The sequence below is a fragment of the Deinococcus aerolatus genome, from assembly GCF_014647055.1.
In the GTDB taxonomy this organism is placed as follows: domain Bacteria; phylum Deinococcota; class Deinococci; order Deinococcales; family Deinococcaceae; genus Deinococcus; species Deinococcus aerolatus.
The window spans coordinates 1-23,463 of sequence record NZ_BMOL01000019.1 but is presented as its reverse complement, the minus strand read 5'-3'; the positions used below and the strand labels follow the sequence as shown (position 1 = coordinate 23,463).

The 23,463-nt window shown below is 66.9% G+C and carries 28 protein-coding genes; 11 read left to right on the top strand and 17 right to left on the bottom strand.

Going from position 1 to position 23,463, the window contains the following annotated elements; all coding sequences use genetic code 11:
• The first annotated feature begins 7 nt into the window (after positions 1–7).
• Complete coding sequence (locus IEY31_RS15510; protein WP_188973610.1) at positions 8–370, top strand: cupin domain-containing protein; 363 nt, start codon at positions 8–10, stop codon at positions 368–370.
• Between the two features lie 208 nt (positions 371–578).
• Entirely contained in the window at positions 579–878 is a 300-nt protein-coding gene (locus IEY31_RS15505) for a hypothetical protein (RefSeq protein ID WP_188973608.1), read from the top strand.
• Positions 879–884: 6 nt separating this feature from the next.
• Here IEY31_RS15505 and IEY31_RS15500 read toward each other — a convergent pair whose 3' ends face one another.
• The 8 genes from IEY31_RS15500 to mqnE form a co-directional block, all read right to left on the bottom strand.
• A complete protein-coding gene (locus tag IEY31_RS15500; RefSeq protein ID WP_188973606.1) occupies positions 885–1,487 on the bottom strand; it encodes a hypothetical protein in 603 nt (200 codons plus the stop codon).
• Positions 1,484–1,828 (bottom strand): hypothetical protein, encoded by a 345-nt coding sequence (locus IEY31_RS15495; protein ID WP_188973604.1) that lies wholly within the window; start codon positions 1,826–1,828, stop codon positions 1,484–1,486. The genes IEY31_RS15500 and IEY31_RS15495 overlap by 4 nt, the downstream gene beginning before the upstream one ends.
• A complete protein-coding gene (locus IEY31_RS15490; protein WP_188973603.1) occupies positions 1,825–3,225 on the bottom strand; it encodes a nicotinate phosphoribosyltransferase in 1,401 nt (466 codons plus the stop codon). Before IEY31_RS15490 ends, IEY31_RS15495 begins: the two co-directional genes overlap by 4 nt.
• Positions 3,226–3,361: 136 nt before the next feature.
• The gene (locus IEY31_RS15485; RefSeq protein ID WP_188973601.1) at positions 3,362–3,853 is read right to left on the bottom strand and encodes a hypothetical protein; all 492 of its coding nucleotides are present in this window, start codon (positions 3,851–3,853) and stop codon (positions 3,362–3,364) included.
• Between the two features lie 88 nt (positions 3,854–3,941).
• Entirely contained in the window at positions 3,942–4,682 is a 741-nt protein-coding gene (locus IEY31_RS15480; protein WP_188973599.1) for an enoyl-CoA hydratase-related protein, read from the bottom strand.
• A gap of 476 nt (positions 4,683–5,158) precedes the next feature.
• Entirely contained in the window at positions 5,159–5,998 is an 840-nt protein-coding gene (locus IEY31_RS15475) for a menaquinone biosynthetic enzyme MqnA/MqnD family protein (protein WP_188973597.1), read from the bottom strand.
• Positions 5,999–6,041: 43 nt separating this feature from the next.
• Positions 6,042–6,401, bottom strand: coding sequence for a nuclear transport factor 2 family protein (locus IEY31_RS15470; RefSeq protein WP_229723695.1), 360 nt, complete (start codon positions 6,399–6,401; stop codon positions 6,042–6,044).
• Between the two features lie 36 nt (positions 6,402–6,437).
• On the bottom strand, positions 6,438–7,568 hold the full coding sequence (gene mqnE / locus IEY31_RS15465) for an aminofutalosine synthase MqnE (RefSeq protein ID WP_188973595.1): 1,131 nt from the start codon (positions 7,566–7,568) through the stop codon (positions 6,438–6,440).
• Between the two features lie 83 nt (positions 7,569–7,651).
• On the opposite strand from mqnE, the gene IEY31_RS15460 reads away from it, so the two are divergent.
• From IEY31_RS15460 to IEY31_RS15450, 3 genes are all read left to right on the top strand, one after another.
• Positions 7,652–8,272 (top strand): DUF1684 domain-containing protein, encoded by a 621-nt coding sequence (locus IEY31_RS15460; protein WP_229723693.1) that lies wholly within the window; start codon positions 7,652–7,654, stop codon positions 8,270–8,272.
• Positions 8,273–8,458: 186 nt separating this feature from the next.
• Positions 8,459–8,809, top strand: a complete 351-nt coding sequence (locus IEY31_RS15455) for a DUF3006 domain-containing protein (protein WP_229723691.1) — start codon at positions 8,459–8,461, stop codon at positions 8,807–8,809.
• On the top strand, positions 8,806–9,873 hold the full coding sequence (locus IEY31_RS15450) for a ComEC/Rec2 family competence protein (RefSeq protein WP_188973593.1): 1,068 nt from the start codon (positions 8,806–8,808) through the stop codon (positions 9,871–9,873). The genes IEY31_RS15455 and IEY31_RS15450 overlap by 4 nt, the downstream gene beginning before the upstream one ends.
• Before the next feature lie 9 nt (positions 9,874–9,882).
• On the opposite strand, the gene IEY31_RS15445 is transcribed toward IEY31_RS15450, so the two are convergent.
• Complete coding sequence (locus IEY31_RS15445; protein ID WP_188973591.1) at positions 9,883–10,800, bottom strand: RluA family pseudouridine synthase; 918 nt, start codon at positions 10,798–10,800, stop codon at positions 9,883–9,885.
• Positions 10,801–10,922: 122 nt separating this feature from the next.
• Between IEY31_RS15445 and IEY31_RS15440 the strand changes: the two genes are divergently transcribed.
• On the top strand, positions 10,923–12,500 hold the full coding sequence (locus IEY31_RS15440; protein WP_188973589.1) for an Rqc2 family fibronectin-binding protein: 1,578 nt from the start codon (positions 10,923–10,925) through the stop codon (positions 12,498–12,500).
• A gap of 33 nt (positions 12,501–12,533) precedes the next feature.
• Here IEY31_RS15440 and IEY31_RS15435 read toward each other — a convergent pair whose 3' ends face one another.
• Positions 12,534–13,343, bottom strand: coding sequence for a methyltransferase domain-containing protein (locus tag IEY31_RS15435; RefSeq protein ID WP_188973587.1), 810 nt, complete (start codon positions 13,341–13,343; stop codon positions 12,534–12,536).
• A gap of 61 nt (positions 13,344–13,404) precedes the next feature.
• Here IEY31_RS15435 and IEY31_RS15430 point away from each other — a divergent pair, with 61 nt between their 5' ends.
• Together IEY31_RS15430 and IEY31_RS15425 are read left to right on the top strand one after the other, a co-directional pair.
• Positions 13,405–14,013 (top strand): carboxymuconolactone decarboxylase family protein, encoded by a 609-nt coding sequence (locus tag IEY31_RS15430; protein WP_188973584.1) that lies wholly within the window; start codon positions 13,405–13,407, stop codon positions 14,011–14,013.
• A gap of 102 nt (positions 14,014–14,115) precedes the next feature.
• Positions 14,116–14,790 (top strand): DsbA family oxidoreductase, encoded by a 675-nt coding sequence (locus IEY31_RS15425; RefSeq protein ID WP_188973582.1) that lies wholly within the window; start codon positions 14,116–14,118, stop codon positions 14,788–14,790.
• Positions 14,791–14,835: 45 nt separating this feature from the next.
• On the opposite strand, the gene IEY31_RS15420 is transcribed toward IEY31_RS15425, so the two are convergent.
• The 6 genes from IEY31_RS15420 to IEY31_RS15395 all read right to left on the bottom strand — a co-directional run bounded on the left by IEY31_RS15420 (position 14,836) and on the right by IEY31_RS15395 (position 20,884).
• A complete protein-coding gene (locus tag IEY31_RS15420; protein ID WP_188973580.1) occupies positions 14,836–15,996 on the bottom strand; it encodes a GNAT family N-acetyltransferase in 1,161 nt (386 codons plus the stop codon).
• On the bottom strand, positions 15,978–17,039 hold the full coding sequence (locus IEY31_RS15415; RefSeq protein WP_188973578.1) for an agmatine deiminase family protein: 1,062 nt from the start codon (positions 17,037–17,039) through the stop codon (positions 15,978–15,980). The genes IEY31_RS15420 and IEY31_RS15415 overlap by 19 nt, the downstream gene beginning before the upstream one ends.
• 21 nt (positions 17,040–17,060) lie before the next feature.
• Complete coding sequence (thrC, locus tag IEY31_RS15410; RefSeq protein WP_188973576.1) at positions 17,061–18,494, bottom strand: threonine synthase; 1,434 nt, start codon at positions 18,492–18,494, stop codon at positions 17,061–17,063.
• An 85-nt stretch (positions 18,495–18,579) separates the two neighbouring features.
• On the bottom strand, positions 18,580–18,933 hold the full coding sequence (locus IEY31_RS15405; RefSeq protein WP_188973574.1) for a hypothetical protein: 354 nt from the start codon (positions 18,931–18,933) through the stop codon (positions 18,580–18,582).
• Between the two features lie 37 nt (positions 18,934–18,970).
• Positions 18,971–19,246, bottom strand: a complete 276-nt coding sequence (locus IEY31_RS15400; RefSeq protein ID WP_188973573.1) for a hypothetical protein — start codon at positions 19,244–19,246, stop codon at positions 18,971–18,973.
• 255 nt (positions 19,247–19,501) lie between these two features.
• Positions 19,502–20,884 carry an RNB domain-containing ribonuclease gene (locus tag IEY31_RS15395; protein ID WP_188973571.1) on the bottom strand — a complete coding sequence of 461 codons (1,383 nt, stop codon included), beginning with the start codon at positions 20,882–20,884 and terminating at the stop codon, positions 19,502–19,504.
• A gap of 240 nt (positions 20,885–21,124) precedes the next feature.
• On the opposite strand from IEY31_RS15395, the gene IEY31_RS15390 reads away from it, so the two are divergent.
• The 3 genes from IEY31_RS15390 (at position 21,125) to IEY31_RS15380 (ending at position 23,073) form a co-directional block, all read left to right on the top strand.
• Positions 21,125–21,997, top strand: coding sequence for a hypothetical protein (locus tag IEY31_RS15390; protein WP_188973569.1), 873 nt, complete (start codon positions 21,125–21,127; stop codon positions 21,995–21,997).
• A gap of 94 nt (positions 21,998–22,091) precedes the next feature.
• A complete protein-coding gene (locus tag IEY31_RS15385) occupies positions 22,092–22,388 on the top strand; it encodes a hypothetical protein (RefSeq protein WP_188973566.1) in 297 nt (98 codons plus the stop codon).
• 37 nt (positions 22,389–22,425) lie between these two features.
• On the top strand, positions 22,426–23,073 hold the full coding sequence (locus IEY31_RS15380) for a hypothetical protein (protein WP_188973565.1): 648 nt from the start codon (positions 22,426–22,428) through the stop codon (positions 23,071–23,073).
• A 121-nt stretch (positions 23,074–23,194) separates the two neighbouring features.
• On the opposite strand, the gene IEY31_RS15375 is transcribed toward IEY31_RS15380, so the two are convergent.
• On the bottom strand, positions 23,195–23,463 hold a 269-nt coding region (locus IEY31_RS15375), incomplete at its 5' end, for a transposase (protein WP_229723689.1).

The window sequence follows — 23,463 nt, the reverse complement described above, 5'->3', positions numbered from 1 at the left end:
TGGCTCCATGAAACATATTCCCGGCCAGATGCTGACCATGAAGCCCGCCCCCGAGGCCAATTTCACCGGACAGGTCTGGATGGAACGTCAGGCCGAGGGGGTGCTGCGCGTGACCTTTACCCCGGGCGCACGAACCGCGTGGCACACGCACCCACACGGGCAAACCCTGATCGTTCTGAGTGGCGTGGGCCGGGTGCAGAAGCGCGGTGAGGCGGCCCTGACCATGTCTGCCGGGGACGTGGTGCAGATTGAGGCGGGCGAGGAACACTGGCACGGCGCGGCCCCGGATTCGCTGATGCAGCACATGGCCATCAACGCGGGGGAAACCGTGTGGCTGGCGAAGGTGACCGACGCGGACTACGGCGGCTAGACGCTCAGGGCCTCCCGCACCTGTGCCACCCGCTCGGCCACATCCCCCCGGACTTCCTGGCCCCACAGGTAATACAGGCTGACCAGGACGCACAGGCCGCCCATCAGGCCGAGGGCCAGGGGTGGCAGGGTGAGGCCAAGGATGTTCCTAAAGGCTCCTGAATGGGGTTGTGCCAGAGGAGAAAGAGTGTGGCCCATAGAGTGCGGGCATGTCGGTGGCGGTCTTTCTGGCTCTTCTGGCCCTGTTCTGGGCTGCTTTGCTTCTGTTCAGTCGGGGGAAGATGGGAAGGCCGTCAGGTCTCGCGACGCGGCGGCAGTCTCCGCGCTCTGGGCGTCTGCCCCCGCCTGCTCAGGAAGACTTCTGGCTGCAAAAGCTCCTGACCGTGACCCGGAACAACCGGGGGGCCATTGAGCGCGGGGTCACGGCCAAACGCAGGCGTTTTCCCCATGCCAGCCGTGCGGAACTTCTGGAGCGTGTGCATGCCGACTACATGAGAGACCTGCGCTAGCTGGGGTCAGTCAATCTCCCCTCCAATCCGGCACAGCGTCGCCACCTGTCGCCCCAGAGCCGTCAGCTTCCATCCACCGTCCTCCCGCGCCAGCAGCCCCAGTTGCCCCAGCCCCAGCAATGCTGCCGCGAATTCCTGCCGGGACAGGCCCGCCACCGTCGCGGTGGTGCCTGCGGGAATGCGGTCCTCGAACGGCTCTATCGGGTCCAGTAGATCAAACAGGCCCACGAAGACATGCGTTTCCCGGTCCGACAGCTCCCCGATGATCCGCAGCGTCTGAAACTTGTCCAGCGCGGGCGGTGGGAAGTTCAGCAGGCAGCCGGCCAGGGCGCGGGCGATGAAGCGCAGTTTGGCTTCGGACTCGGCCACCTCCGCCGCGCGCACCGCCTGAACCACGTTGGCCCGGAAGGCCTCCGAGCGCAGGTAGGCGTGGTCCACGCTGTCCGCGTAGGCCCCGGCCAGCGCGCGAAACTCGGCCTCCAGATACCGGGCGAGGCGGGCGGCCTGCTCAGGATTGGCGTAGGCAGACCACGATCCAACGGCAGTGGAGGAGAGGCCCAGCGGTTCCAGGGTATGCAGGGCGGGAAGGAGAGGGATGAGGGCATTCATTTCTGAGCTTCTTGCCTGACATCCGATAAATCTGACGCGCTTACCCAGGATGTAAGGGCATAACGATTTGCCTCTGAAACCACATAAGTCTCCTCGTGAAAAGTGATGAGTTTCAGGACCTCACCAGCCCGCCTGAGTTTTTCCTCCAGGACGAGACAGAACATATTCAATGGGTCTGGTAAGTGTTCTACGTCTTCAACACCGACAACGGGAACTTTCTCTGTAAAAACCCATTTTCTATCGTCGGCGTCGGTCAACTCTGCTTCGATCCAATCGGGGCATGTTCCGTCTTGGATTAGGCGTGTCAGCGTAACCGGGAGTAAGGCAAGCTGCTTGCTCACCCCCGCCCCCGAATTTCCTCCAGCGTATCCCGCATTAAAAGCTCCCCATCCTTAAATACCGTCCGCATCAACGAGCCGGGGAAGTCCGTGTCGAAGGTGTAATACGCCCGCGTGGTCATCCGCCCGTTTTCCATCACCAGGTCCAGCACACCGTCCTTGCTGCGCTTGCCGGGATCGGTCACGGGGTCCTTGTAGATGCCCCGGTACGCGCCGTCGATCAGGCCCGCGCTGGCCTTGTAGGCGAAACGCTGGGTGTCACGGTCCACCTTTTGCAGCAGCGCCCCGCCCATGCCGAAGGTGACATTCTCGGCGCTGAAGCCGTCGATCAGCAGGTTCTGCAGAATCTGGGTGATGGTCCCCTCGTCGATGCCGTCGCCCTGAATCACGCGTACATGATTCAGGACCTGATAGCCCTTGTTGTTCACCGTGGTGCCAAATTTGGCAGCCAGGGCGCGTACGGCCAGCCGGACCATCGCGGGCGGCTCGCCGCTGTCGGGGCGCACCACCAGGGTGCCGCCGCTGTCGATCACCAGTTGTCGCAGCGTCTCGCCCCAGTGGGTGTTGATGGCGTATTTCAGGTCATAGCTGTCGCTGACCACCGAGTACAACCCGCCCGGCTTGCCGAACTGCGCCACCATGTTGCGGTAGGCGTCCACCTCATGCTCCTTGCCCCAGCTGGTAATCGTGCTGTGCTCGGCGGCGGGGATGGAAAAGCCCGCGATATCAGCGTCGTAGTGGTTGCGGGCCACCCGCAGGGCTTCCAGGGTGTCGCTGCCCTGGAAGTTGACCAGATGCGCCAGCGCCCCCAGGCCCGCGCTCTCGCGGCTGCTCACGCCCCGGCTGCCGAAGTCGTGCAACTTGAAGGGTAATTCCGCTGCCGGATCGTCGCAGGTTTCCTCCAGCGCCTTGCCGATGATCTGGCGAATGTGCCAGCTCTGCGTGCAGACCGTAATGGGGTACCACACCCGCATCAGCATGGTCTCGAACCAGCCCACCAGCCACGGTAACTCGGGATCGGTGTTGGTCACGCTCATCAGCACGTTATGGATGGGCACCAGGGTGCCCTCGGGCACGGCGCGCACCTCCAGCGGGAGCCTGCCGCCGTGGACATCGACCACCCGCATCCAGCCGTCGTAGGGGAAAGGTTCGCCGTGCGGTTCGATCAGGCTGCGGGCCTCCTCCACCATCTCTGCGGTAATCCGGCGCGTCAGGTAACGGTCCAGAATGTATTGCAGCCCAAAAAAGCGCGTGACCGGATAGCGCCCACCGCGCGATTCCAGGTACGAGAACAGCCGCGTGGTGCCGGGGGGGTACTGCAGAAAGTGGCTGCTCTTGTAGCTGTCGGTGTCCAGAATCAGGTTGTCGTCGCTCAGGCGCGGGAGGGCGGTGCGGGTCATGAGGGAGCCTCCTGTGGTCCAGCTTGTTGCGCTCATAATCGAAAAATAGACTATGAGTAGTATGAGAATAAAAAGATTCGCCTTCCGAATCGTGTTGACGGGAGGACATAAAGCACCCCCCCGTCCAGCACGGCTCCTAGCGGAAGCGTCCCAGAGGAGCCAGGGTTGCGTCCGTGAGGTGCGTCGGGCGGACCTCTGCCGTCACACCTGCGGCCACCACCTGAATGCTGACCGCCACGTTCGCGTCCCGCCGGATGCACAGCCCGCGTTTCTGATCGCAGGTGAACAGCCGGGCGTGGAGCGTGGCCGGATACTGGCCGGGCCGTGTTCCCGCTGGCACGCGCACCCGCAGGTGCAGGGGCCGGACGCTGCGGTAGTACCCGCTGAATGTCGCGTCGGGATGCGCCGCGCCGCTGACCTCGGCGCTGGCCTGTCCCCAGGGGGTGCTCAGATGCACGGTGTTGGGCGCGTCGCGGCTGACCAGCAGGTCGCGCAACCCAAACGTCACGTGCAGGCTGGCGGTGTGTCCGGCCTGCGCGGCTGCCTGGGCACCGCCCACTGCCGCCGCCTGTGCTGTACCCACCGTCAGCAGCAGCCACAGCAGCAGGAGCCGGACGACGTGTTTCACGCCCCGCAGCATAGCGCCGACAGCGGCGGGGCCACAGGCAGGTTTGCTGTGGCCCCGCCGCTATCGGCTGGGGTGAATCTCCCCTGGCTTACTTCTTCAGCCCGTTCTGCAGAGCCTCCAGCGTCATATGCCGCGCGTTCCAGTCCACGGCGTTGCTCAGGCTCTCGGCGTGCGGCAGGTCGTCGGTCAGGGTGCGTTTGGTGCCCTCCAGCGCCTTCGGCGACAGGGCCACAAGCTGGGCGGCCAGTTCCTCGGCCCGCGTGAACAGCTCTTCGGGGGTGTCCATCACCTCGGTGACCAGTCCCCAGATCTCGGCGGTCTCGGCGTCAATCGGCTCGCCCGTCAGCGCCAGGTGCGCGGTGCGCCCGCGTCCAATCAGGTGCGGCAGGCGCTGCAGACCGCCCAGATCGGCGGCGATGCCCAGCTTGACTTCCGGCAGGCTGAAGCGGGCGTCGCTGCTGCACAGGCGGATGTCCGCCCCGCTGATCAGTTCCAGCCCCGCGCCGATGCACCAGCCGTGCACGGCGGCGATCACCGGAATGGGCAGCGCAGCCAGCCCCTCGGTGGCGGCGTGCATCTGGTCCACCACCGCCCTGAACCCGGCCACGTCGCCCAGCACCGGTCCGATCTGGCCCGCGTTGGTCTTCACGTCCAGTCCGGCGCTGAAGACCTTTTCCCCGCGCACGATCAGCACGCGGGCGTCTCCCAGTTCGGCCAGGGCCTGCGGCATCTCGCGCCAGAAGTCCGGCCCCATGCTGCCCATCTTGGCGCTCAGGGTCAGGGTGGCCACCTCGCCCTGGCGCGTCACGCGAATGGATTGATACGTCATAGGCGGCAGTGTAGCGCCTGCCCCTGCACCTGGTTCCAGGACGTTGCCCTTGACATTCTTCCGCCGCCGGTCTATATTTACGTTTCTGGCCTGGAATGGCTATGCAGTGCAATCCACGATGTACACACGCACTTGAGGGCGGCGTCCACCTCCGGGAACCATAAAAACGGACGCGCGAACAGAGGAGCGGGAGAAGACCCGCGCACTTTGAACCACACCAGGGAGCCCCCGTCGGCTCCCTTTTTTTTGTTCTGTGGCTGTCCCCTGTGAAGCCCACTGCGGGTCAGTTCCCACGCTCACCGCTCTTTGCGAACAGGACTTGCGAAGTGATACGGGCTCCGATTGAATCGTTTACAAAACGATGAAAATCCGAGCGAAGCGAGAACCAGTAGAACGGGTTCCGGGAGTGGAGTTGGCAAACCGGCGTCCTCCCGGTTTGTTAACGAAACAGACGGAATCCGTATGAGGTGCCTCCGCTACTCCCCCGGCCTCTGCCCGAAGCACAGCGGCGCGTGGTCCGGCACGGACTTGGCGGCAAATTCCTGCAGACCCAGTCGGTCCGGCGCTTCCAGGTGATAGCGGAAGTTCCACAGGTAATGCTGCACCACCCGCTCGGGCAGCCCCAGTCTGGCCGCGTGCCGCCCCGCCACGTCTGCCAGGTGTCCGATGCCGTGCCGCCGGGCCACGCGCATGGCCTGCACCAGTGCCGTCGGGGGCGGGCGGTCCTTGCGGTAGGCCCACACGGCGAAGGTAAAGGGGTGCCCGGTCAGTCGGAACCAGGCCTCGGCCAGATCAGTGACGGTGATGCCGCGCCCGCTGTCTGGCAGCGTGGTCATGGTGCGCTCCGGGGTCAGCGGCCCCACCACGCGGTACCACTCGCGCAGGGCGCTGTCGCCGATGCGCAGCACGCCGTCGTAGCCGCTGGCCAGCAGCTCCTCGGCCTCGCCCTCGGCGCGTTCCAGCGCCGGGGAGAGGCCGCGCTCGCGCAGCAGCACCTCCAGCAGCGCCACGCTCATGGCCGACTGCGCGGTCAGGGCAATCCGGCCCAGTTCCGCCAGCGGACGGGTGTGGAACAGGTTGACCGAGTACACCGGCCCCAGCACGCTGACGCTGAAATCGGGCAACGCTTCCAGACTGTCGGCGTGGCGGATAAATTCCACCGCGCTGATGTTGGCGATGTCCACCTGGCCCGAGAGCAGCGCCGCATTCATCTGCGTCGGCACCCCGGTCATGGCGGTGACGTCCGGCGGTAATTCCAGCGAATCGAGAATTGGAGCGACGTTGGTGAAATGAATCCAGCCAGCACGGTAGGTCATGCGCGCCCCCAGACCAGGCTGTGGCGTGCGGCCCCTGTCCAGCTCAAGGCACCACCTGCACGCTCACCGCGTGCCATTCGTCTGTTCGCCGGGCGTACACCCGCAGGAAGCTCTGGATACGCTCTCCATCAGCGTACAGCGTGCCGCGCGTGATGGCCGTGTCGCCGAACACGCGGGAGGCGTGGCGCTCGAAGACGAGGGTGGCCGACGGATTGCGGGCCATCCCCTCCAGCGCGTCCCACTTGAAAACCACCTGACCATCCGGGAAGAAGGCCAGCCAGTCATCGGCCAGCACCGCCGCCATCTCCTGTGGGCTGCGGTGGTGGTACGCGGCGTTCCAGCGGTCATCGAGCAGCAGCACCGCGTCAAGGTCCGCCTGGGAGGTGTCATTCAGCGGCAGCACGTTGCAGCCTCCCAGCTGACACGAGAAACGTCCTGCTCAATCGGCGGCCTCCGCCCCGGTCTTCGGGAAGGTCTGCAATTCGTTGTAGTAGGCGTCGCGCAGCACCGGGGTGCGTCCGGCGTGCTGGATCATTCGGATCATGCCCGCTTCGGACAGCGCCATTGGACTGGTGGCCCCCGCCGCGTGGGCGATGTGCTCCTCCTGAATGGTGCCGTCGATGTCCGACACGCCCCAGTCGAGCGACACCTGCGTCAGCTCTGAGCCGATCATGACCCAGTAGCCCTTGATGTGCGGGAAATTGTCCAGGTAGATGCGCGCGACCGCCAGATTGCGCAGGTCATCCAGGCCGGTGGTGAAATCGGTCTTGCCCAGGTTCTGCGCCAGCGTGTTGCCCAGCGGCTGAAAGGCCAGTGGGATGAAGGCGTGGAAGCCGCCCGTCTCGTCCTGAACATTGCGCAGGCGGTCCATGTGGTCGAGCCGCTCCTCCAGCGTCTCGATGTGGCCGTACAGCATGGTGGCGTTGGTGCGCATGCCCAGGCTGTGGGCCTCGCGGTGAATCTGCAGCCACTTGTCGGCCTTGACCTTGTTTTTCGCCACCTGCTTTCGAACGCGGTCCGCGAAGATCTCCGCGCCGCCCCCCGGCATGGCGCTCAGGCCTGCGTCTTTCAACTCGCGCAGCACGTCCAGCGTGGGCTTCTTGCTGATCTTGGACAGGTGTTCGATCTCGGCAGCGGTGAACGCCTTGACCTGCAGGTCTGGAAACGCCTCGCGCAGTTGCCGGACCATCGCGGGGTAGTACTCCCACTTGTGGTTGGGGTGGTGGCCACTGCTCATGTGCAGTTCGGTGATGCCGGGCAGGTAGCGGCGGCGCACCTGCTGCACCACTTCCTGGGGGCTGTAGTCCCAGGCGCGCTCCTCGGTCTTGTGGGCGGCGAAGGCGCAGAAGGTGCAGCCCACGTAGCAGATGTTGGTGAATTCCAGCCGCATCGAGTGGACGAAGAACACCTTGTCGCCGTGCATGCGCTCCTTGCGAATGTTTGCCAGCCGCATCAGCGCGTTCAGGTCACGGGTATGGAACAGGCGCAGGCCGTCCTCGAAAGTCAGGCGCTGGCCTGCCTCTACCTTGTCCACGATGGGAGCCAGGGTCTGGTCACGGAGCCACTTCATGAGGGGAGAATACGCCCAGGGTCCGCCTCAAAGTGTCCCTTTGGCCCGATAAGAGGGCCATGAAGACCGCGTAGGGTGTCGGCATGTCCTCTGATGCATCCATGGCGTGGCTTGATCTGCTCGGCTGGCGGCGCGAGGCCAGCGCTCTGTACGCCCGCGTGCGGGAGGAGCTGCCACGCGATCCGCAGGCGGCGCACCAGTTGTGGCAGACAGGCCGCAATGCCCTGTTCGGACACCACCCGCAATCCCCGCTGGACGCGGCGGCGCGGACCGCCTTCACGGCATTGCCATGCTGGCCGTATGATCCGGCGCTGGCCTTCAGCGCGCGGGTGGACACCTCTGGACCGCAGGAACGCCTGACTGTGCCGTCGTCCACCGGACAGGACATGCCGCTGGTGCGCTTCGGTCAGGTCACGCTGCCAGTAGGAACGCTGGACGTGTACTGGATCGACGTGTACGGCGGCGGCGTGTTCCTGCCGTTCCGGGACGCCACCAGCGGGCAGCAAAGCTACGGCGGGGGGCGCTACCTGCTGGACACCGCCAAGAGCGCTGATCTGGGCAGCACCGCTGCAGGCGAACTGCGGCTGGACTTCAATTTCGCCTACCATCCATCGTGCTTTTACGACCCGCGCTGGAGCTGCCCGCTCGCGCGGCCGCAGAACGTGCTGGGCGGCCCGGTGCGGGCGGGTGAGCGAGCGGGTTGACCCGGCGGCCCCCGGTATCTGTAGCCTTGTACATAACAGTTCAGTGGGACCAGCCCCAGCTTTCGTCACCCGCCCAGAAGCGAGGGGGAGTAAGAAAGTTGATGGGGCAAACCAGACAGGCCTGATCATCTGCAGGAACTGCCTGCCAGTCATGTTTGTGAGGGGTGGGGGCGCTACGCTGTAAACGTGAAAAGAGCAGACCTCCCACTGGATACGGATCCGCAGGAGCCCGCGGACCCCCGGCCTGCCGAGGGCAGAGAACGCTGGACGGTGGACGGCATCGAGGACAGCCCGCAAGGCCCGCTGGCCCGGCTGGAACGTGGAGACGGCACGACGTTTGACCTGCCCCTGCGCCTGCTGCCCGAGGCCCTGCGCGAGGGTGACCTGCTGGACGTGCAGGATGGCCCGGACGGCGTGACGGTCCGCATTCTGGTGGCCGAGACCATGGAGCGTCATGGCACCGCGCAGGCCCAGTTGGACGCCCTGAACAACGCCGAAGCTGAGTTGCACGAAGAGGACGGAGAGATCACGGTATGAGCGATAAGGTTCCAAGAAAGAAAGCGCCGGGGAAGAAGGCGACAGAGAAGAAAGCAACCGGGAAAAGCGGGTCTGAGAAAAGCAGCACTGAAAAGCGGGCAGCCGGCAAGAAGGCTGGCCCCAGAACTGGCGGGGCCGCGTCCCGCCAGTCGGCCGCCCGCAAGCCTGCCCGCTCCGGGCGCAGGCGCGGCCCCAGCGCGGCGGATATCGCGGGACTGGTCGTGCTGGCGCTGACCGTCTCGCTGGCGGCCTGCAACGGCATGACCGGCAAGGGCAAGGAAAAGGCCGAGGTCGGCGCGGCCCCCGAGGGGCAGGTCACCGTGCGCTTTCTGGACGTAGGGCAGGGTGACGCGGTGCTGGTCCGCAGTCCCGAGGGCAAGACCCTGTTGATCGACGGGGGCCGCAGCATATCGCGCATGGAAGACCACATGAAAACCTACGGCATCGACAAGATCGATGTGATGGTGGCCACCCACGCCGACGCCGACCACATCGCGGGACTGGTGGCGGCGGCCAGGGCCAAGCCGACGCTGTTCATCAACAACGGGCTGGGCGGCACCACCAAGACCTGGGAACGGTTGGTGGATGCGCTACAGGCCCAGAAGACCACCTTCAGGAAGGCCAGCAACCAGCTGATCAACCTGGGCAGCGTGAAGGTGCAGGTGATCGGCCCGCCACCGGGCGTGGGCGACGCGCAGAATGACAACAGCGTGGGCATCGCCCTGCAATTTGGCGACTTCCGCGCCCTGATGACCGGCGACAGCGAACTGAAGGAAACGGCGGCGTGGCTGGCGCAGGACACCGCCGCGATCCGGGGGCCGTTCCAGGCGTACAAGGGCATCCACCACGGGGCGGCCAACGGCGACACCCCGGCGTGGCTGGCGATGGTGCGCCCGGAAAACGTGGTGATCAGTGTGGGCGAGAACAATTACGGCCACCCCACGAAAACGGCGCTGGACCTGTACAAGCAAAACGGCATCCGCATCTACCGCACCGATCAGAACGGCACAGTGACGTTCACAGGCAATGCGGACGGCACGTACACGGTGAACACGCAGCGTTAGCGCACAATTTCATTCTTCATCCAGAGTCAGTTCATCGGGCGCTGGGGCTTCCAGCGTCATCTGCTGACCGGTCACCGGGTGAACAAATCCCAGCCGGTGCGCGTGCAGCAGGTAGCCGCCGTCGCCCGGCAGCCCCGGCAACTCGGCCAGCGGCAGCCCGCCTGCGCCGTACAGCGGATCGCCCACCAGCGGATGCCCGATAGAAGCGAGATGAATCCGAATCTGATGGGGACGGCCCGTGTGGATGTCCACCTCGAACAGCGTGCTGTCTGAACGCCGCTGCAGCACCCGCGCCGTGGAGCGGGAAGGTTTGCCGTCCGCGCTGGCCGCGTGGACCTCGCCCAGCTGCGGATGCGGTACCGGGCCGATGGGCGTGGTGATCTGGTAGCTGTCCTGCCGGGCCACGCCCTGCGCGAGGGCGCGGTAGGTCTTTGTAATTCTTCCCTCGCGCCAGTCCCGCGACAGCGCCGCTCCCGCCTGCGCCGTCCGCGAGAACAGCACCAGACCCGACGTGCCGCGTCCCAGCCGGTGCAGCGGCGACGCCTGCGGCCACTGCCGGCGCACCAGCGTCAGCAGGGTATGGTTCAGAAAGCCGCCTGCGGGAACCGTCGGCAGGCCCGAGGGCTTGGACACGGCCAGCACCTCGGCGTCCTCGTGCAGCACTGCAAAATGCAGCGGCACCGCGTCCTCGGGCCAGGGGGGACGGTGCCAGACCAGTGTCTGACCGGCCCTCAAAGTTTCCGTGCCCTGAGCTGTCACGCCGTCCAGCACGACCTCGCCGCGCCCCAGCCGGGCCAGCCATTCCCCTGGCGTGGAGTGCCCGTAGCGACCCGCCAGATACGCCAGCACGCCCACGCCCACGCCGCGTGGGCCGACGCGTTCAGTGTAGGCGTAGCCGTCGTTGAAGGTGGGGGGCAGGCTGGGCATGGCCCCGCAGTCTGGCATCCGGGGCGGGCCGGGAGACTGGGCCATGGTGCTGATTCGCCCCCATGGCCCCGGCGCTAGCATGGCCGGATGACCGCCTGTTCCCATTTTTCCCGAGGTGCCGCATGGAAGGACTGATGCTGGCGAAGGTGCTGGGTGGGCTGACCCCGCACCTGCCGCTGCACACGCTGGGCTGGGCCTTTCCCGACGAGACCACCGCCGCCCTGCTGCTGGACGGTCCCGGCCCCGGCGAGCGGCTGAATCTGGTGCTGGCCTACCGCCCGCCGCAGCCGGTGCTGTTCCTGTCGCGCGAGCGGCTGCGCGGCGATCCCCGCAGCCCCTTCCAGCGCTTTCTGGCGGCGCGGGTGCGCGGGCCACTGCTGGGCGCAGAGCAGCTCAAACTGGACCGCGTGGTCGCCCTGCACTTCGGCGGCGAGGCCGGATTCGTGGCCCAGGCCCCCACGAGGTTGCTGTTCGAGGTCACCGGCCGCAACGCCAACCTGCTGGTGCTGGAGGAGGGCGAGGGCTTTGCGGGCCGCATCGTCATGGCCGCCCGCGAGATCACCGGCAGCCGCAACCGCTTCCGCACCATTCGCAGCGGGGGCCAGTACACGCCGCCGCCGCCCTACGACAAGCTGGACCCGCGCACGCTGGACGAGGCCGAGGCGCGTTCCCTGGCCGACCTGCCGGTGGGCCGCTGGCGCGAGCGCCTGGACGGGGTGGGGCCGCTGCTGGGCGCGGAGCTGGCGCGGCGGGCGGGCCTACCGTTCACGCAGGCGCCCGGCGACGGCTGGCCGCAGACGCTCGAAGCGCTGCGCTCCCTGGTCAAGGACCCCACCGTCAGCGAGGGCCTCATGCAGGACGGCGCGCGCGAGGCCGCCCGCAGCGAGAAGGCCGCCGCGTTGCGCAAGGCGCTGGCCGAGCCGCTGAACAAGCGCCTGACCTTAATCCGTAACCAGCTGGCTGACGTGTCCCGTGCCGAGTCGGGCGTGGAGGCCGCTGCCATAGACCGGGAGGAGGCGGACCTGCTGATGGCCTACGCCTCCACCGTGGACCCCGGCAGTTCGCACGCCGAGTTGCCGGCCTTCGACGGCAGCGGCCCGCGCCCGGTGGCCCTGGACCCCAGCCTGAGCGCCGTGCAGAACGCCGAGAAGCGCTACACCCGCGCCCGCCGCCGCGAGGACGTGTACGAACGCCTGCTGGAGCGTGAAGACACCCTGCGTGCCGAACTGGCCGAGGCCGAGGCCCGCGTGGAGCATCTGGAACGCGCCACCCTGGAACAGCTGGACGCGCTGGCCGTCACCCTGCAATCCGAGCGCCCGGAAAAGAGCCAGTACGGCATGCGCTTCAGCACCCCCGGCGGCCACGAGGTGCTGGTGGGCCGCAACAACAAGGAAAACGCCACCCTGACGCACCGCGTCGGGCGCAGCCTGGACTACTGGTTCCACGCGCAGGGCTATCCCGGCAGCCACGTCATCGTGCGGACCGGGGGCAAGGAACTGGCGCAGCCGGACATCCTGTACGCCGCCCGGCTGGCCGCTGCCCACAGCAAGGCGCGCGGCAGCAGCAACGTGGGCGTGGACTACACCCGCATCAAGTACGTCTGGAAGCCGAGGGGTGCGCCCGCCGGGCAGGTCCACTACACCGATCAGAACACGGTGTTCGTGGACGGCACGCCGCCGGACGAGGGCACGGCAGGGTAAGTCCTGGCGGCCTCTGACCCCGCCTGAGCGTGTTTACCCCGCCCGCACGCCTGCCGCCACCAGGACGGGAATGGGCACCGTCAGCGCCTGCCCGGCGAACAGCGCCTCCAGCTCGGCCATGTGTTCGTTCTGAAGCTGTTGGCGAACTTTCGGCGGTAATGAGGCCAGCGGCGCACCCTCCATGCCCGCCTCGATGTCGTCCCAGCGGTGCTGTGGGGTGGGCAGGCGGTAGGGCAGCTCCTGAAGGTCCACTGTGACCTCCTGGAACCCTGCCTCCCGCAGCAGGTCTGCCGCCGCGTCCGGAGAGGGCAGGCGGCCCAGCGGTGGAAAGCCCGGATGGAAGCCCACACCTTCCAGAGCCATGCGCCAGCGCCCCGGCAGGTCGCCCATCATGCCCTTGCCAAACGAGCTGAACGCCACCCGTCCGCCAGGACGCAGCACCCGCCGCCACTCGCGCAGGGCGGCGTCCATGTCGGGCACGAAGAACAGCCCCGAGGCGCAGGCCACGCCGTCGAAGGCCGCGTCCACCAAGGGCAGCGCCGTCGCGTCGGCCTCCACGAAGGAGAGGTGAGGCTGCCCCGCCGCCTTGTTCCGTGCCGCCGCCAGCATGCCCGGCGACAGGTCCGCGCCCACCACCCGGCCCCCTGGCCCCACGGCCTCCGCCAGCGCCAGGGCCAGCGTGCCGGTGCCGCACATGACGTCCAGCAGCGTCTCGTCCCGCTGCGGCCCGAACCGTTCGGCCAGATACAGCGCCGTCAAGGACAGGAAGCCCATGCGGTCGTAATGGGCCGAGAGGGTGTCGAACAGCCGGACATTCTGCGCGGTGCGTTCGTCGGGGTTCATGGTGGGTCCAGCTTAAGCCTCAGGGTCCAGCGCATTCCACACGGTGGCCCTAGACTGACCCGTGCCCTGGATTGAAACCGTTCCCTATGCGGAGGCCGCCGGCCGCCTGAAAACCCTGTATGACCGCGTGAAGGGGCCGGGTGACAACGTGGACAACATCATGGCGATGCACTCGTTGCGGCCCCACAGCATGGAGGGGCACATGGCGCTGTATAAGGCCGCGCTGCATCACAGCGGCAACACGCTGCCCACATGGCTGCTGGAAACGCTGGGGGTATGGGTCAGTGCCCTAAACGCCTGCGGCTACTGCGTCGAGCACCACTTCGCCGGGCTGAGGCGACTGCTGAATGATGACGCGCGGGCGAACGCGATTCGCCGGGCCATCGAGGCGCGTGACCCCGACGCTGCCCCGCTGACCGATGCCCAGAGGCAGGCCCTGCGCTACGCCGAGAAGCTGACCCTCACCCCCTCTGCCGTGGCCGCGGCGGATGTGGAGGCCCTGCGAGCGGCCGGATTTACCGACGGCGAGATCCTGGAAATCAATCAGGTCACGGCCTATTTCGCCTACGCCAACCGCACCGTGCTGGGGCTGGGATGCTCCACCGAGGGCGACGTGCTGGGCCTCTCTCCCGGCGATGCCGACGATCCCGACAACTGGACCCATTCCTGAGCCGGGGCGGCCAGGATGGAGGTTGGTGCGCTGTTATGCATGGGGCAGACGCCGTCGGAAGGCAGACAGTCCCGGCCCCAGCACGCGTGCTAGCGTCCCGCCATGATCCCATCCAATGACGTGTTCCTCGATTTCGTGTGTCCCTACGCATGGCGCGGGGTGGAACTGGCGCAGGTGCTGCGGCAGGCGGGCGAACAGACGTTCAGGCTCCGGCATTTCTCGCTGGTACAGGGCAACCACCCCGACAACGCGGGCCAGCCTGCCCCGGTGTGGTGGCTGACCGATCAGCCGGGCGACGCGGGTGAGCGCTTCCAGAAATCCAGCCTGCTGGCCTTTCTGGCGGCACAGGCGGCGGCGCGGCAGGGCGAGGAGCAGGGCTGGGACTTTACCCTGGCGCTGTTCCGCGCGGTTCACGAAGAGAAAAAGCCACTGGACGAGGACGCGGTGATGGCGGCGGCGGGGGCCGCCAGGCTGGATCTGCAGCAATTCGCGGATGACCGCGCCGACGACGACGGCCTGCGTGCCATTCTGCGCGCCGATCTGGCCGAGGCCGCCGAGATCGGGGTCTTCGGCGCGCCCACCTTTGTCCTGCCCGGCGGTGAGGCGGCGTACTACCGCTTCGAGAACCTGACCCGCGAGCTGGGAACGGCCCGCCAGTGGTGGCACCTGTACGGCGAGATCCTGCACTCCGGCGCGGGCATTGCCACGGTCAAGCGGGCGAAGAACCGTCCGGCCCCGAAGGCCGCGCAAAAGCAGCTGGCGCAGCAGACAGCGTAAGTCCCCGCCCGCGTTTGTCCTCTGCCGTCTGCGCCGAGGACTTTTTTACGGCCCCTCCAGTCCCAGTGCCTGCGCCACCTCGCCTGCTGGACGTTTCAGGCCGCTGCGGACGTCCATGTAGTCCCGGTACAGCCCGCCGAAGCCCAGCATCAGCACTGCCATGACGCCGTGATCGTCCACCTGCACCCCCTGCACGCGAAAGCCTGCGCGCAGTTTGGGGACCAGCACGGCGTTGTTGGTGACGTGGTGGTGGCTGCGGACCAGATCGTAGCCCCTGGCCCTCAGCGCGGCCAGCACGGGCGGCAGCACACGGGTGTACAGTCCCTGGCCCCGGTGCGCGGGCAGCAGCCCGGTGTTGACCATGTAGGCCGTGCGGGCGTTCCACTGGCGGGAATACTGCCAGCCCACCACCTGCCCGCCGTGACCGAGCAGCCAGGCGTAGCGGGGGTATTCGGGTGGCTCCAGCCGAGCAGGCGTCGGCCAGTCCAGGGACACGCTGCCGTACACAGCATTTTCCAGCTGGGTGTAGATGTCGTAATACACCCCGTAGGAAACGGGGCGCAGAACGTAACCACCGCCCAGATCGGTATCCTCACCCTGACCTCCAGGCAGCCGGACGGCGGTGGAAGGAACCGTCTTCTCTGACGAGGCGGAGGGCAATCCCAGCCGCCGCGCAACCTCGTCCCGCGCCGCTCGGAAGCCGCTGCGGACGTGCATGGCCTCCCGGTAGGTGTCGTCCAGACTGAGGGTCAGGGCCACGTTCAGGCCGCCCTCGTACAGATTGAGGCCCTGGATAAAGAAGCCGGCGCGCAGTTTAGGAATGATCACGGCATTGTTCGTGGCGCGGTGGTGGCTCTGGACCAGCGTGTAGCCCGCGTTTCGGAAAGTGTCCAGCAGATGCGGTAGCAGGCGGGTGTACAGCCCGCGGCCCTGGTGTTCAGGCAGGATTCCGGTGTCGGCCATGCTGACCGTGCGCTCATCCTTCTGGTGCGCGAAGCTCCAGCCGATCAGATCCTCGCCCGCGTAAAGACCCCAGGCGAAGGTTTCGCCCAGTGGAGGCGCAGGTCTGGCGTTGGGGTCGAAGGCATACAGCGAACCGCCGCCGAAAATCTGACCCTCCAGCCGGGCGCAGGCGGCGCGGTAGGTGTCCAGCGCGATGGGCCGAGCGCGGTAGCCGCCGCCGAGGTCTAGGCCTGCCCGGTCCACACCGCCCCCACCGGCTGCTGCTGCGTCACGCAGTGGAACGAGCCACCGCCCTCGATGATGGCGCGGCTGCTCAGGCCAATGACCTCGCGGCCCGGAAACAGTGGGGTCAGAATCTCCAGCGCGCGGGCGTCGTTGGCGTCGCCGTACTGCGGCACCACCACGAAGCCGTTGCCGATATAGAAATTGGCGTAGGTGGGAGGCAATCTTCCCTCTGCGCCCTCCAGATACCCGGCGGGCAGGGGCAGTTCCACGATACGGAAAGGCTGGCCGTCGGCACCCGTCATCTCCCGCAGCGCCTCCAGATTGGCCGACATGACCGCGTGATTCGGGTCTGCCCGGTCCGCCTCCACGCTGGTCACAATCGTGCGCTCGTCGGAAAAGCGCGTGATGGTGTCGATATGGCCGTCGGTGTGGTCATTCTCCAGGCCCGCGCCCAGCCACAGCAGTTTGGTGACCCCCAGGTACTCGCGCAGCCAGTCGGCGTACTTGCCCGCGTCCAGGCCCAGATTGCGGGTGTCTGTCAGCAGGCACGAGCGGGTGGTCAGCGCCACGCCCGCGCCGCCGAGTTCCAGCGCGCCGCCTTCCAGCACCACCGGCACGTCCCAGTGGGCGGCCCCCAGGATGCGCGCCACCGCCTCCGGCACGCGGTCATCCTCGGCGTAGTCGAATTTGCCGCCCCAGGCGTTGAAGCGCCAGTTGACGAACGAAATCTCGCCGGACTCACGGGTCACGAACAGCGGGCCGTTGTCCCGAATCCACACGTCGTTCAGCGGCACGTCGTGGAAGGTCACGTCGGCCCCGGCCAGCCGTTCGCCCGCGTCCTGACGGCTCTCCGCGTCCCGGACCAGCAGCTGCACCGGCTCGAAGCGGGCAATCGTGCGCACCAGTTCGGCAAACTCGGCACGCACGGCGCCCAGATGACCGAACCACAGCTCGTCGTCGGCGGGCCAGCTCATCCAGGTGGCGGCGTGTGGGTCCCATTCGGGGGGCATGGCAAAGTTCAGGGCGCGCGGCGTGGCATCGGTGGCGGAGAAGTGCTTCATCCCCCGAGTGTAGTGCGAGGTTCAGGGGGTACTTTGCAACGTCTTTCCCAGCTTCTCTGCCACAAAGGCTTTCAACGCGGCAGCGTCGCTGTCCATCAGGGTGAAGTGGCGCGGCTGCTGCTCGATGCCCTCAAAACGCTCCGGGCGTGGCGGGGTGCGGCCCACGGCCTCCTGCACGGTGGCCTCGAACTTGGCGGGCAGGGCGGTTTCCAGGCAGACCATCGGTACCCCGGCCCGCGCGCACTGTTCGCCCACCAGCAGACCGTCGGCGGTGTGCGGGTCAATCAGGCGCCCGAAATGTTCGTCGGCGCGGCGAATGGTGTCCAGGCGCTCTGCGTGGCTGCTGCGCCCGCCCACGAGGCCGCTGGCCTGCACCTCTGCCCAGTGGGCCGTGCCGCGCAGATCGACGGGCCGCGAGCCTCCCACCTCGTCCCACCACGCCCGGGTCTGTACGCCGTCCGCTCCGGCCACCAGATACAGGTAACGCTCGAAGTTGGACGCCTTGCCGATGTCCATGCTGGGGCTGGAGGTCTGTGCCACCTGCGCCGCCCGCCGCACCCGGTATACCCCGGTGGAGAAGAACTCATGTAGAACGTCGTTCTCGTTGCTGGCCACCACCAGTTGCCCCACCGGCAGGCCCATCTGTTTGGCCAGATACCCGGCGAACACGTTGCCGAAGTTGCCGGACGGCACGCTGAAGTCCACCGTCTGCCCGGCGGGAAGATCAAGTGCGAAGTACGCCTTGAAGTAGTACACCGCCTGCGCCAGCACCCGCGCCCAGTTGATCGAGTTCACCGCCCCAATGGTGTATCTGGCCTTAAAGGCGGCGTCGGCGTTGACCTCCTTGACCAGATCCTGGCAGTCGTCGAACACGCCCTGCACGGCGACGTTGAAGATGTTCGGCTCATCGAGGCTGAACATCTGCGCCTGCTGAAACGCGCTCATGCGCCCGTGCGGCGAGAGCATGAACACGTTCACGCGGGCCTTACCGCGCATGGCGTATTCCGCCGCCGAGCCGGTGTCGCCCGAGGTGGCCCCCAGGATGTTCAGATGCTCGTCCCGCCGCTCCAGCACGTACTCGAACATCTGCCCCAGAAACTGCATGGCGATGTCCTTGAAAGCCAGCGAGGGGCCGTTTGACAGTTCCAGCAGGTAGAGCCCCGAGCTGCCCAGCCGCGTCAGCGGGGTAATCTCCGCGCTGTGGAACACATCCGGGTGGTAGGTGGCCCGCAGCATCGCGCGCAGGTCCGCCTCGGGGATGTCGTCGATGTAGGGGCGCATCACCGCGTAGGCCAGGTCCGCGTAATCCAGACCGCGCCACTGCTCCAGCTCATCCGCGCTGAGGGTGGGAATACGCTCGGGCATGGCGAGGCCGCCGTCCGGGGCCAGGCCCATCAGCAGGACATCCGAGAAGCCCCCCAGATCACGCAGGCCACGGGTAGACACGTACTTCATGGGGCCACTGTAGCGAGTCGGGTCTGCGGGCGCGCGGGCAGGAACTAGGGGAGGGACAGGCCTGCGTCCACCGTTCCCTGCTGGACTACTTCGCCACCTCAAAGGTCAGCCGCTGGGGTGCGCCGCTCTCCCGCCGTGTGGCCGCCTTCAGGATCATCCTGCCCACCGTCGTCTGGACGGGCACACCGGGTAGATAGACCGTGTACAGCCGTGCGGAGGTCGCCTTAACGATAAACAGGCTGGCCTTCACGTGGCCCGCCATGACGCAGATGGCCTTCAGCGGGCAGCGGCTGTCGGTGACGCGCAGCAGTGTAACCTTCGTGCTGTTCAGCGTAGTGCTCTGCCCGGCCCCCAGCATGAGCGAAGCGGCGGAGGCAGCGGGCACGGATGCGAGTGCCAGTGTCAGCAGGGTTCGGGTCAGCTGCGGGGCCTTGAGCATGTCTCCAGTACGCAGCGCGGTGGCCCTGGGTTGCCCCCTAGCCCAGCAGACCCGGTAGATCCTCTTCGACGTTGGCCAGGGCGCGAAACTGCACCGCCTTGTCGCGCAGGCCCATCTGCTCATAGCACCCGGACAGCTTCAGAGCGAAGAACTGCACCGCCTGGCAGTCCTCGCGGCACTCGGCGGCCTCCAGACACGCGCGGTAGTGCTGCACCGCCAGATGGTACTGGGCGGCCCCGGCGGCCTGTTCGGCGCGGCAGTGGCTCATTCGCAGGGACACGATGTCGTTCAATACCCGGCTCACGGCGGTCATGTCTGGCAGTTTAGGCAGACCGGGGGGTGAATGAATGAAAGATGAAGCGGATTTGGGTTTACGAAATGTGCGTGTTCAACGTTGTTTTTCGGCTGTGGGCTAAATATCTCGCGCGGCTTTCTGTCTCAGGTGTACTGAACCGAGTACAGACAGGCCCCCACTCCGCTGGAGGACCGTACTTAACGGGAGCATGGTGGGGCACCCGTATGCACTTGTTCAGCACAAGCGAACCGGGAATGCCACCGGGCCAGACCGCTAGACCGTGCGGGCGCGGGCGCTCAGGGCGGGCAGGTTCACGTCCACCAGCCGGACGCGCAGCGTCGTGCCCACCGGCGCGGGCGTGCTCAGGGGCAGATCGTAGGCCAGGTCGGGAATCAGCAGGGTGGCCTGCGGTCCCCGGCGGTCCACCACCACCGCCTCCCACTCGCGTTCCGGCTGGGCGGCGGCGTAGCGCAGGGTGTGGTGCTTGCGGCTCAGGCGCTCGGCCTGCCGGGTGGCGTCGGCGTTCAGCGTGGCCTGGGCGATGTGGGCGGCCACCACCCGCCCATCCAGCGGTTCGCGGCCTGCCAGATGGGCACGCAATTGCTGATGCACCACCAGATCCAGGTAGCGCCGCATGGGGCTGGTGGCCTGGGCGTACAGGTCCAGGCCCATGCCCGAATGCGGTCCCGGCGACGGCTGAAAGCGGGTGCGGGCCAGCGTCTTGCGCCGCGCCCACTGCACGCCCAGACCGTCGCCGCGCACCTCGCGGCTGGGATCGGCCTGGGTGGCAAACGGCAGCGGAATGCTGTGGTCATCGGCGTAGATCGCGGTGGCCCAGCCGGCCAGGGTCATGCACTCCTGCACCACGAATCGTATCTCCGGCTTGGGCAGCGGGGTTACGGTTGCGCCGTGCTCGTCGGCCTTGATCTTCACTTCGGGCAGGTCAATGCTCAGCGCTCCCTCGGACTCGCGTAGCTCCTGACTGGCGCGGGCCAGCCTGGTCAGGGTCACGAAGGGCTCCTCGCCCGCGTCCAGCCTGGCCTGCGCGTCCTGGTAGGTCAGGCGCGTGACCCGCACGGTGGTCAGGGCCACGTCCACGGCGTCGGCGTTGCCGTCGGCGTCCAGATCCAGCGAGATCGACAGCGCGGGCATGGTCTCGTGCAGGCCCAGGCCGGTCTTCTCGACCAGGGCGTCGGGCAACATGCCAATGGTCTGGTCCGGCAGGTACAGCGTGGCGCCGCGTGCGCGGGCTTCCATGTCCAGCGGGCTGTCGGGAGGCACCAGCGCGGCCACGTCCGAGACATGCACCCACAGGCGCGTCAACCCGCCTGGTAGCGGCTCAATGCCTATCGCGTCGTCCGGGTCACGGTTGCCCTCGTCGTCAATGGCGTAGGCCGCCAGATGGGTCAGGTCCAGCCGGTCTTCCGGAGCAAAGTCCGGCACGTCCAGGGTCAGGTGCGTTAGCGACGCGCCCAGGCGGTCGGCGTACGGCGTTCTGGCCTCGCTCCAGACGCCCAGGCGCAGCAGCAGGGTGTGGGCCGATTCCGGCGTTTCAGGCAGGTTCAGTTCGCGCAGGGTGCGGCTCTTTTCCGCTTTGCCACGCGCCAGCAGTTCCACATCGGTGCGCTGGGCGGGGGTGAGTTCGGGCAACGTCATGACCCCAAGGATAGGGGAGAGGAGGGAGCGGTGCGAGGCGGGCGCCTCCCTGCCCGCGAGGTTGCCGGACTGGGAAACTCTGAATAGAAGATTGGATTTAGCAGATCCCATTGAGTGGCATCTTGGAAACGATTGATTTTGCGTCTCAGACGACAAGAATTTGCTCCCTGAAATCCAGATCATGAAATCCGTATTGACATTCTAGCAGTTCTATGTTTCTATTCTCTCAAGGAGACGGATATGAATGAACAGCAACAGCCCGCCGAGGATTTCCGTTCGCAGGTGCAGCGTCTGGTGGCCGAGGGCAAACTCACCGCCGAGGAGGCCGCCGGCCTGTTGGAAGGCATGTCCGCCGACGCCCCCGAGGCGCAGATGCCCGCGGAGGCAGACGCCTACCAAGACAGCGACATTCCCCCGGACCTCGTCCTCAAGGTCAGCGGCTACACCCTGACCGTTCTGCATGACGGCTCGCTGGGCGCACCGCACCTGAGCGCCAGCGAGGACGGAGTGTTGCGCCTGAGCGGCACGCCGAAAGGCTGGCAGGTGCAGCGTGCGGACCATTTTGGGGGCCACTGGGGCAACCTCAAGGCCATCCTCACGCTGCCGTTTGTGCCCCGGCATGTGCGTGCCGCCGTGGAGGGCGGCAACCTGACCCTGCCCGATCTGAGCGGCGAGATGCACGCCGAGATCAACGGCGGCAACATCCGTATGGGCCGTGCCGCGAGTCTGAACGCCGAGGTCAACGGCGGCAACCTGACCGCCGCCGAGATGGGCGGCCCCACGCACCTGAGCGTCAACGGCGGTAACCTCACGCTGACCGGTGCACACAGCCTGAACGCCAGCGTCAACGGCGGCAACCTCAGGTGGGCCGGGGTGCTGGCGGGCGGCGATCACCGCGTGGAGGTCAACGCCGGCAACGCCACCCTGCATCTGCTGCCCGGCACCAGCCTGCGCGTGGACGCCGACGTGACTGTGGGCGCATTCAAGGCCGACTTCGCCACCAGCAAGAGCGGCAGCTTCATGAACACCCGTCATGCCGGGCAACTGGGCAGCGGCGAGGCCACGCTGTCGTGCCGGGTGGCCGCCGGACAGGTCAAGTTGCTCACCGAGTAACGGCCTGCCCCACACCGCAACGCCAGCACACGCACCACCCGTCCGCTGCTTCCGCCCTTCTCCTACCTGACCCCGCGTCCCTGGAGGATTCAAGATGAGTCTCACCTCTTCCCCCCGTTCGGCCCGCCCCCCGTTGGCCCGTTCCCCGCTGTCCCGCCTGGACCAGCCCGTTGCCGCGCGGGGGGCAGGACGGGTCTCCAGGCTCTGGCAGCGCCTGTGCGCCGCGCTGCGCGTCACGCCGGAGCAGTGGTATTCCCGGCAACTGGCCCAGCAAACGGCTCTGGACGTGGGGGGGCGGGTGGTGCAACTGTCGGGTGGACGGCCCGTCCTGATGATGCCGCAGGACCCGGTCATTTCCGGGCACCGCCCCGCACAGGCGGACCTGCCGTGATCGCCTGCCCCAGACGACACCCCACAAAAGAGGCACTATGAAAGAAAAAGTGAAACGCATCCTGGAGCTGGTCCGCGCGGGCCGCCTGAATCTGGAAGACGCCGGGCCGTTGCTGGCCGCGCTGAGCGCGAAGCTGGCCCTGACCGACAGTGACCGCGAACTGATCGACTCGCTGCTCAAGCGTGAGGAGCTGGACACTGAGCAGGTGGCCGAACACCTGATGCTGCTGCGGGGCGTGCGGGATATCCCGACTGCCCCGCCCCGTCCGCCCGTTCCCCCGCAGCCGCCCCGCCGCCCCCAGGTCATTATCGGTGGTCACCGGGTGCGTGGCCTGGATGACCTCATGGACCGTGTGACTGGCGGCATTGATGAGGTGGTGGAGCGCCTCACCGATGGCTTCAGCGGTTCTCCGGCTGCTGGCGGCAGCACCCCCCGGCACCCCTCGGCCCGCATCCTGCGCATTCAGGTCGAGTCCTCGGCAGGCGACGAGTACAGCGCCAATCTGCCGGTCAGCCTCGCGCCGCACCTGCACAAGCTGATTCCGCCGCACGGCATCCGCGCGCTGGAAAGTGCCGGTTTCAGCCTGGAGACCCTGCAACTGCTGCTCGAATCCGACCCGCCCCCCGGTGAGCTGATCAGCGCCGAGGACAGCGAAGGCAACGAGGTCCACATCTCGCTGAAATGAGGGGGCTGACCGTGTCAGGCTGGACAAAAGCAGGGCGCCCAAGAGAATGAACTCTCGGGCGCCTTGCCTGTTTGTCAGCTCCAGGACTCCTTTGGGACAGCGCCACTCATACGAATCCCGGTTAATTTGTTACACGAGGCCACCAATGGAAGAGGGTCAGGGAGCGCACCCGTTCACACTGACCTTCCAGCCACCGACACTGGGCCGCGAGCCGCTCAGTCAGGGCGTCCAGGGTGGGGAAATGTCGGTTTTTCAGGGGCATATCGGTGAGCGACCACAAGCGTTCGGCCGGTTGTAACTCTGGGGAGTATGGGGGCAGGAAAACCAGATGGAGGCCCTCAGGACAGGTCAGCAGCGGGGTGGTATGCCACCCCGCCCCATCCAAAACCA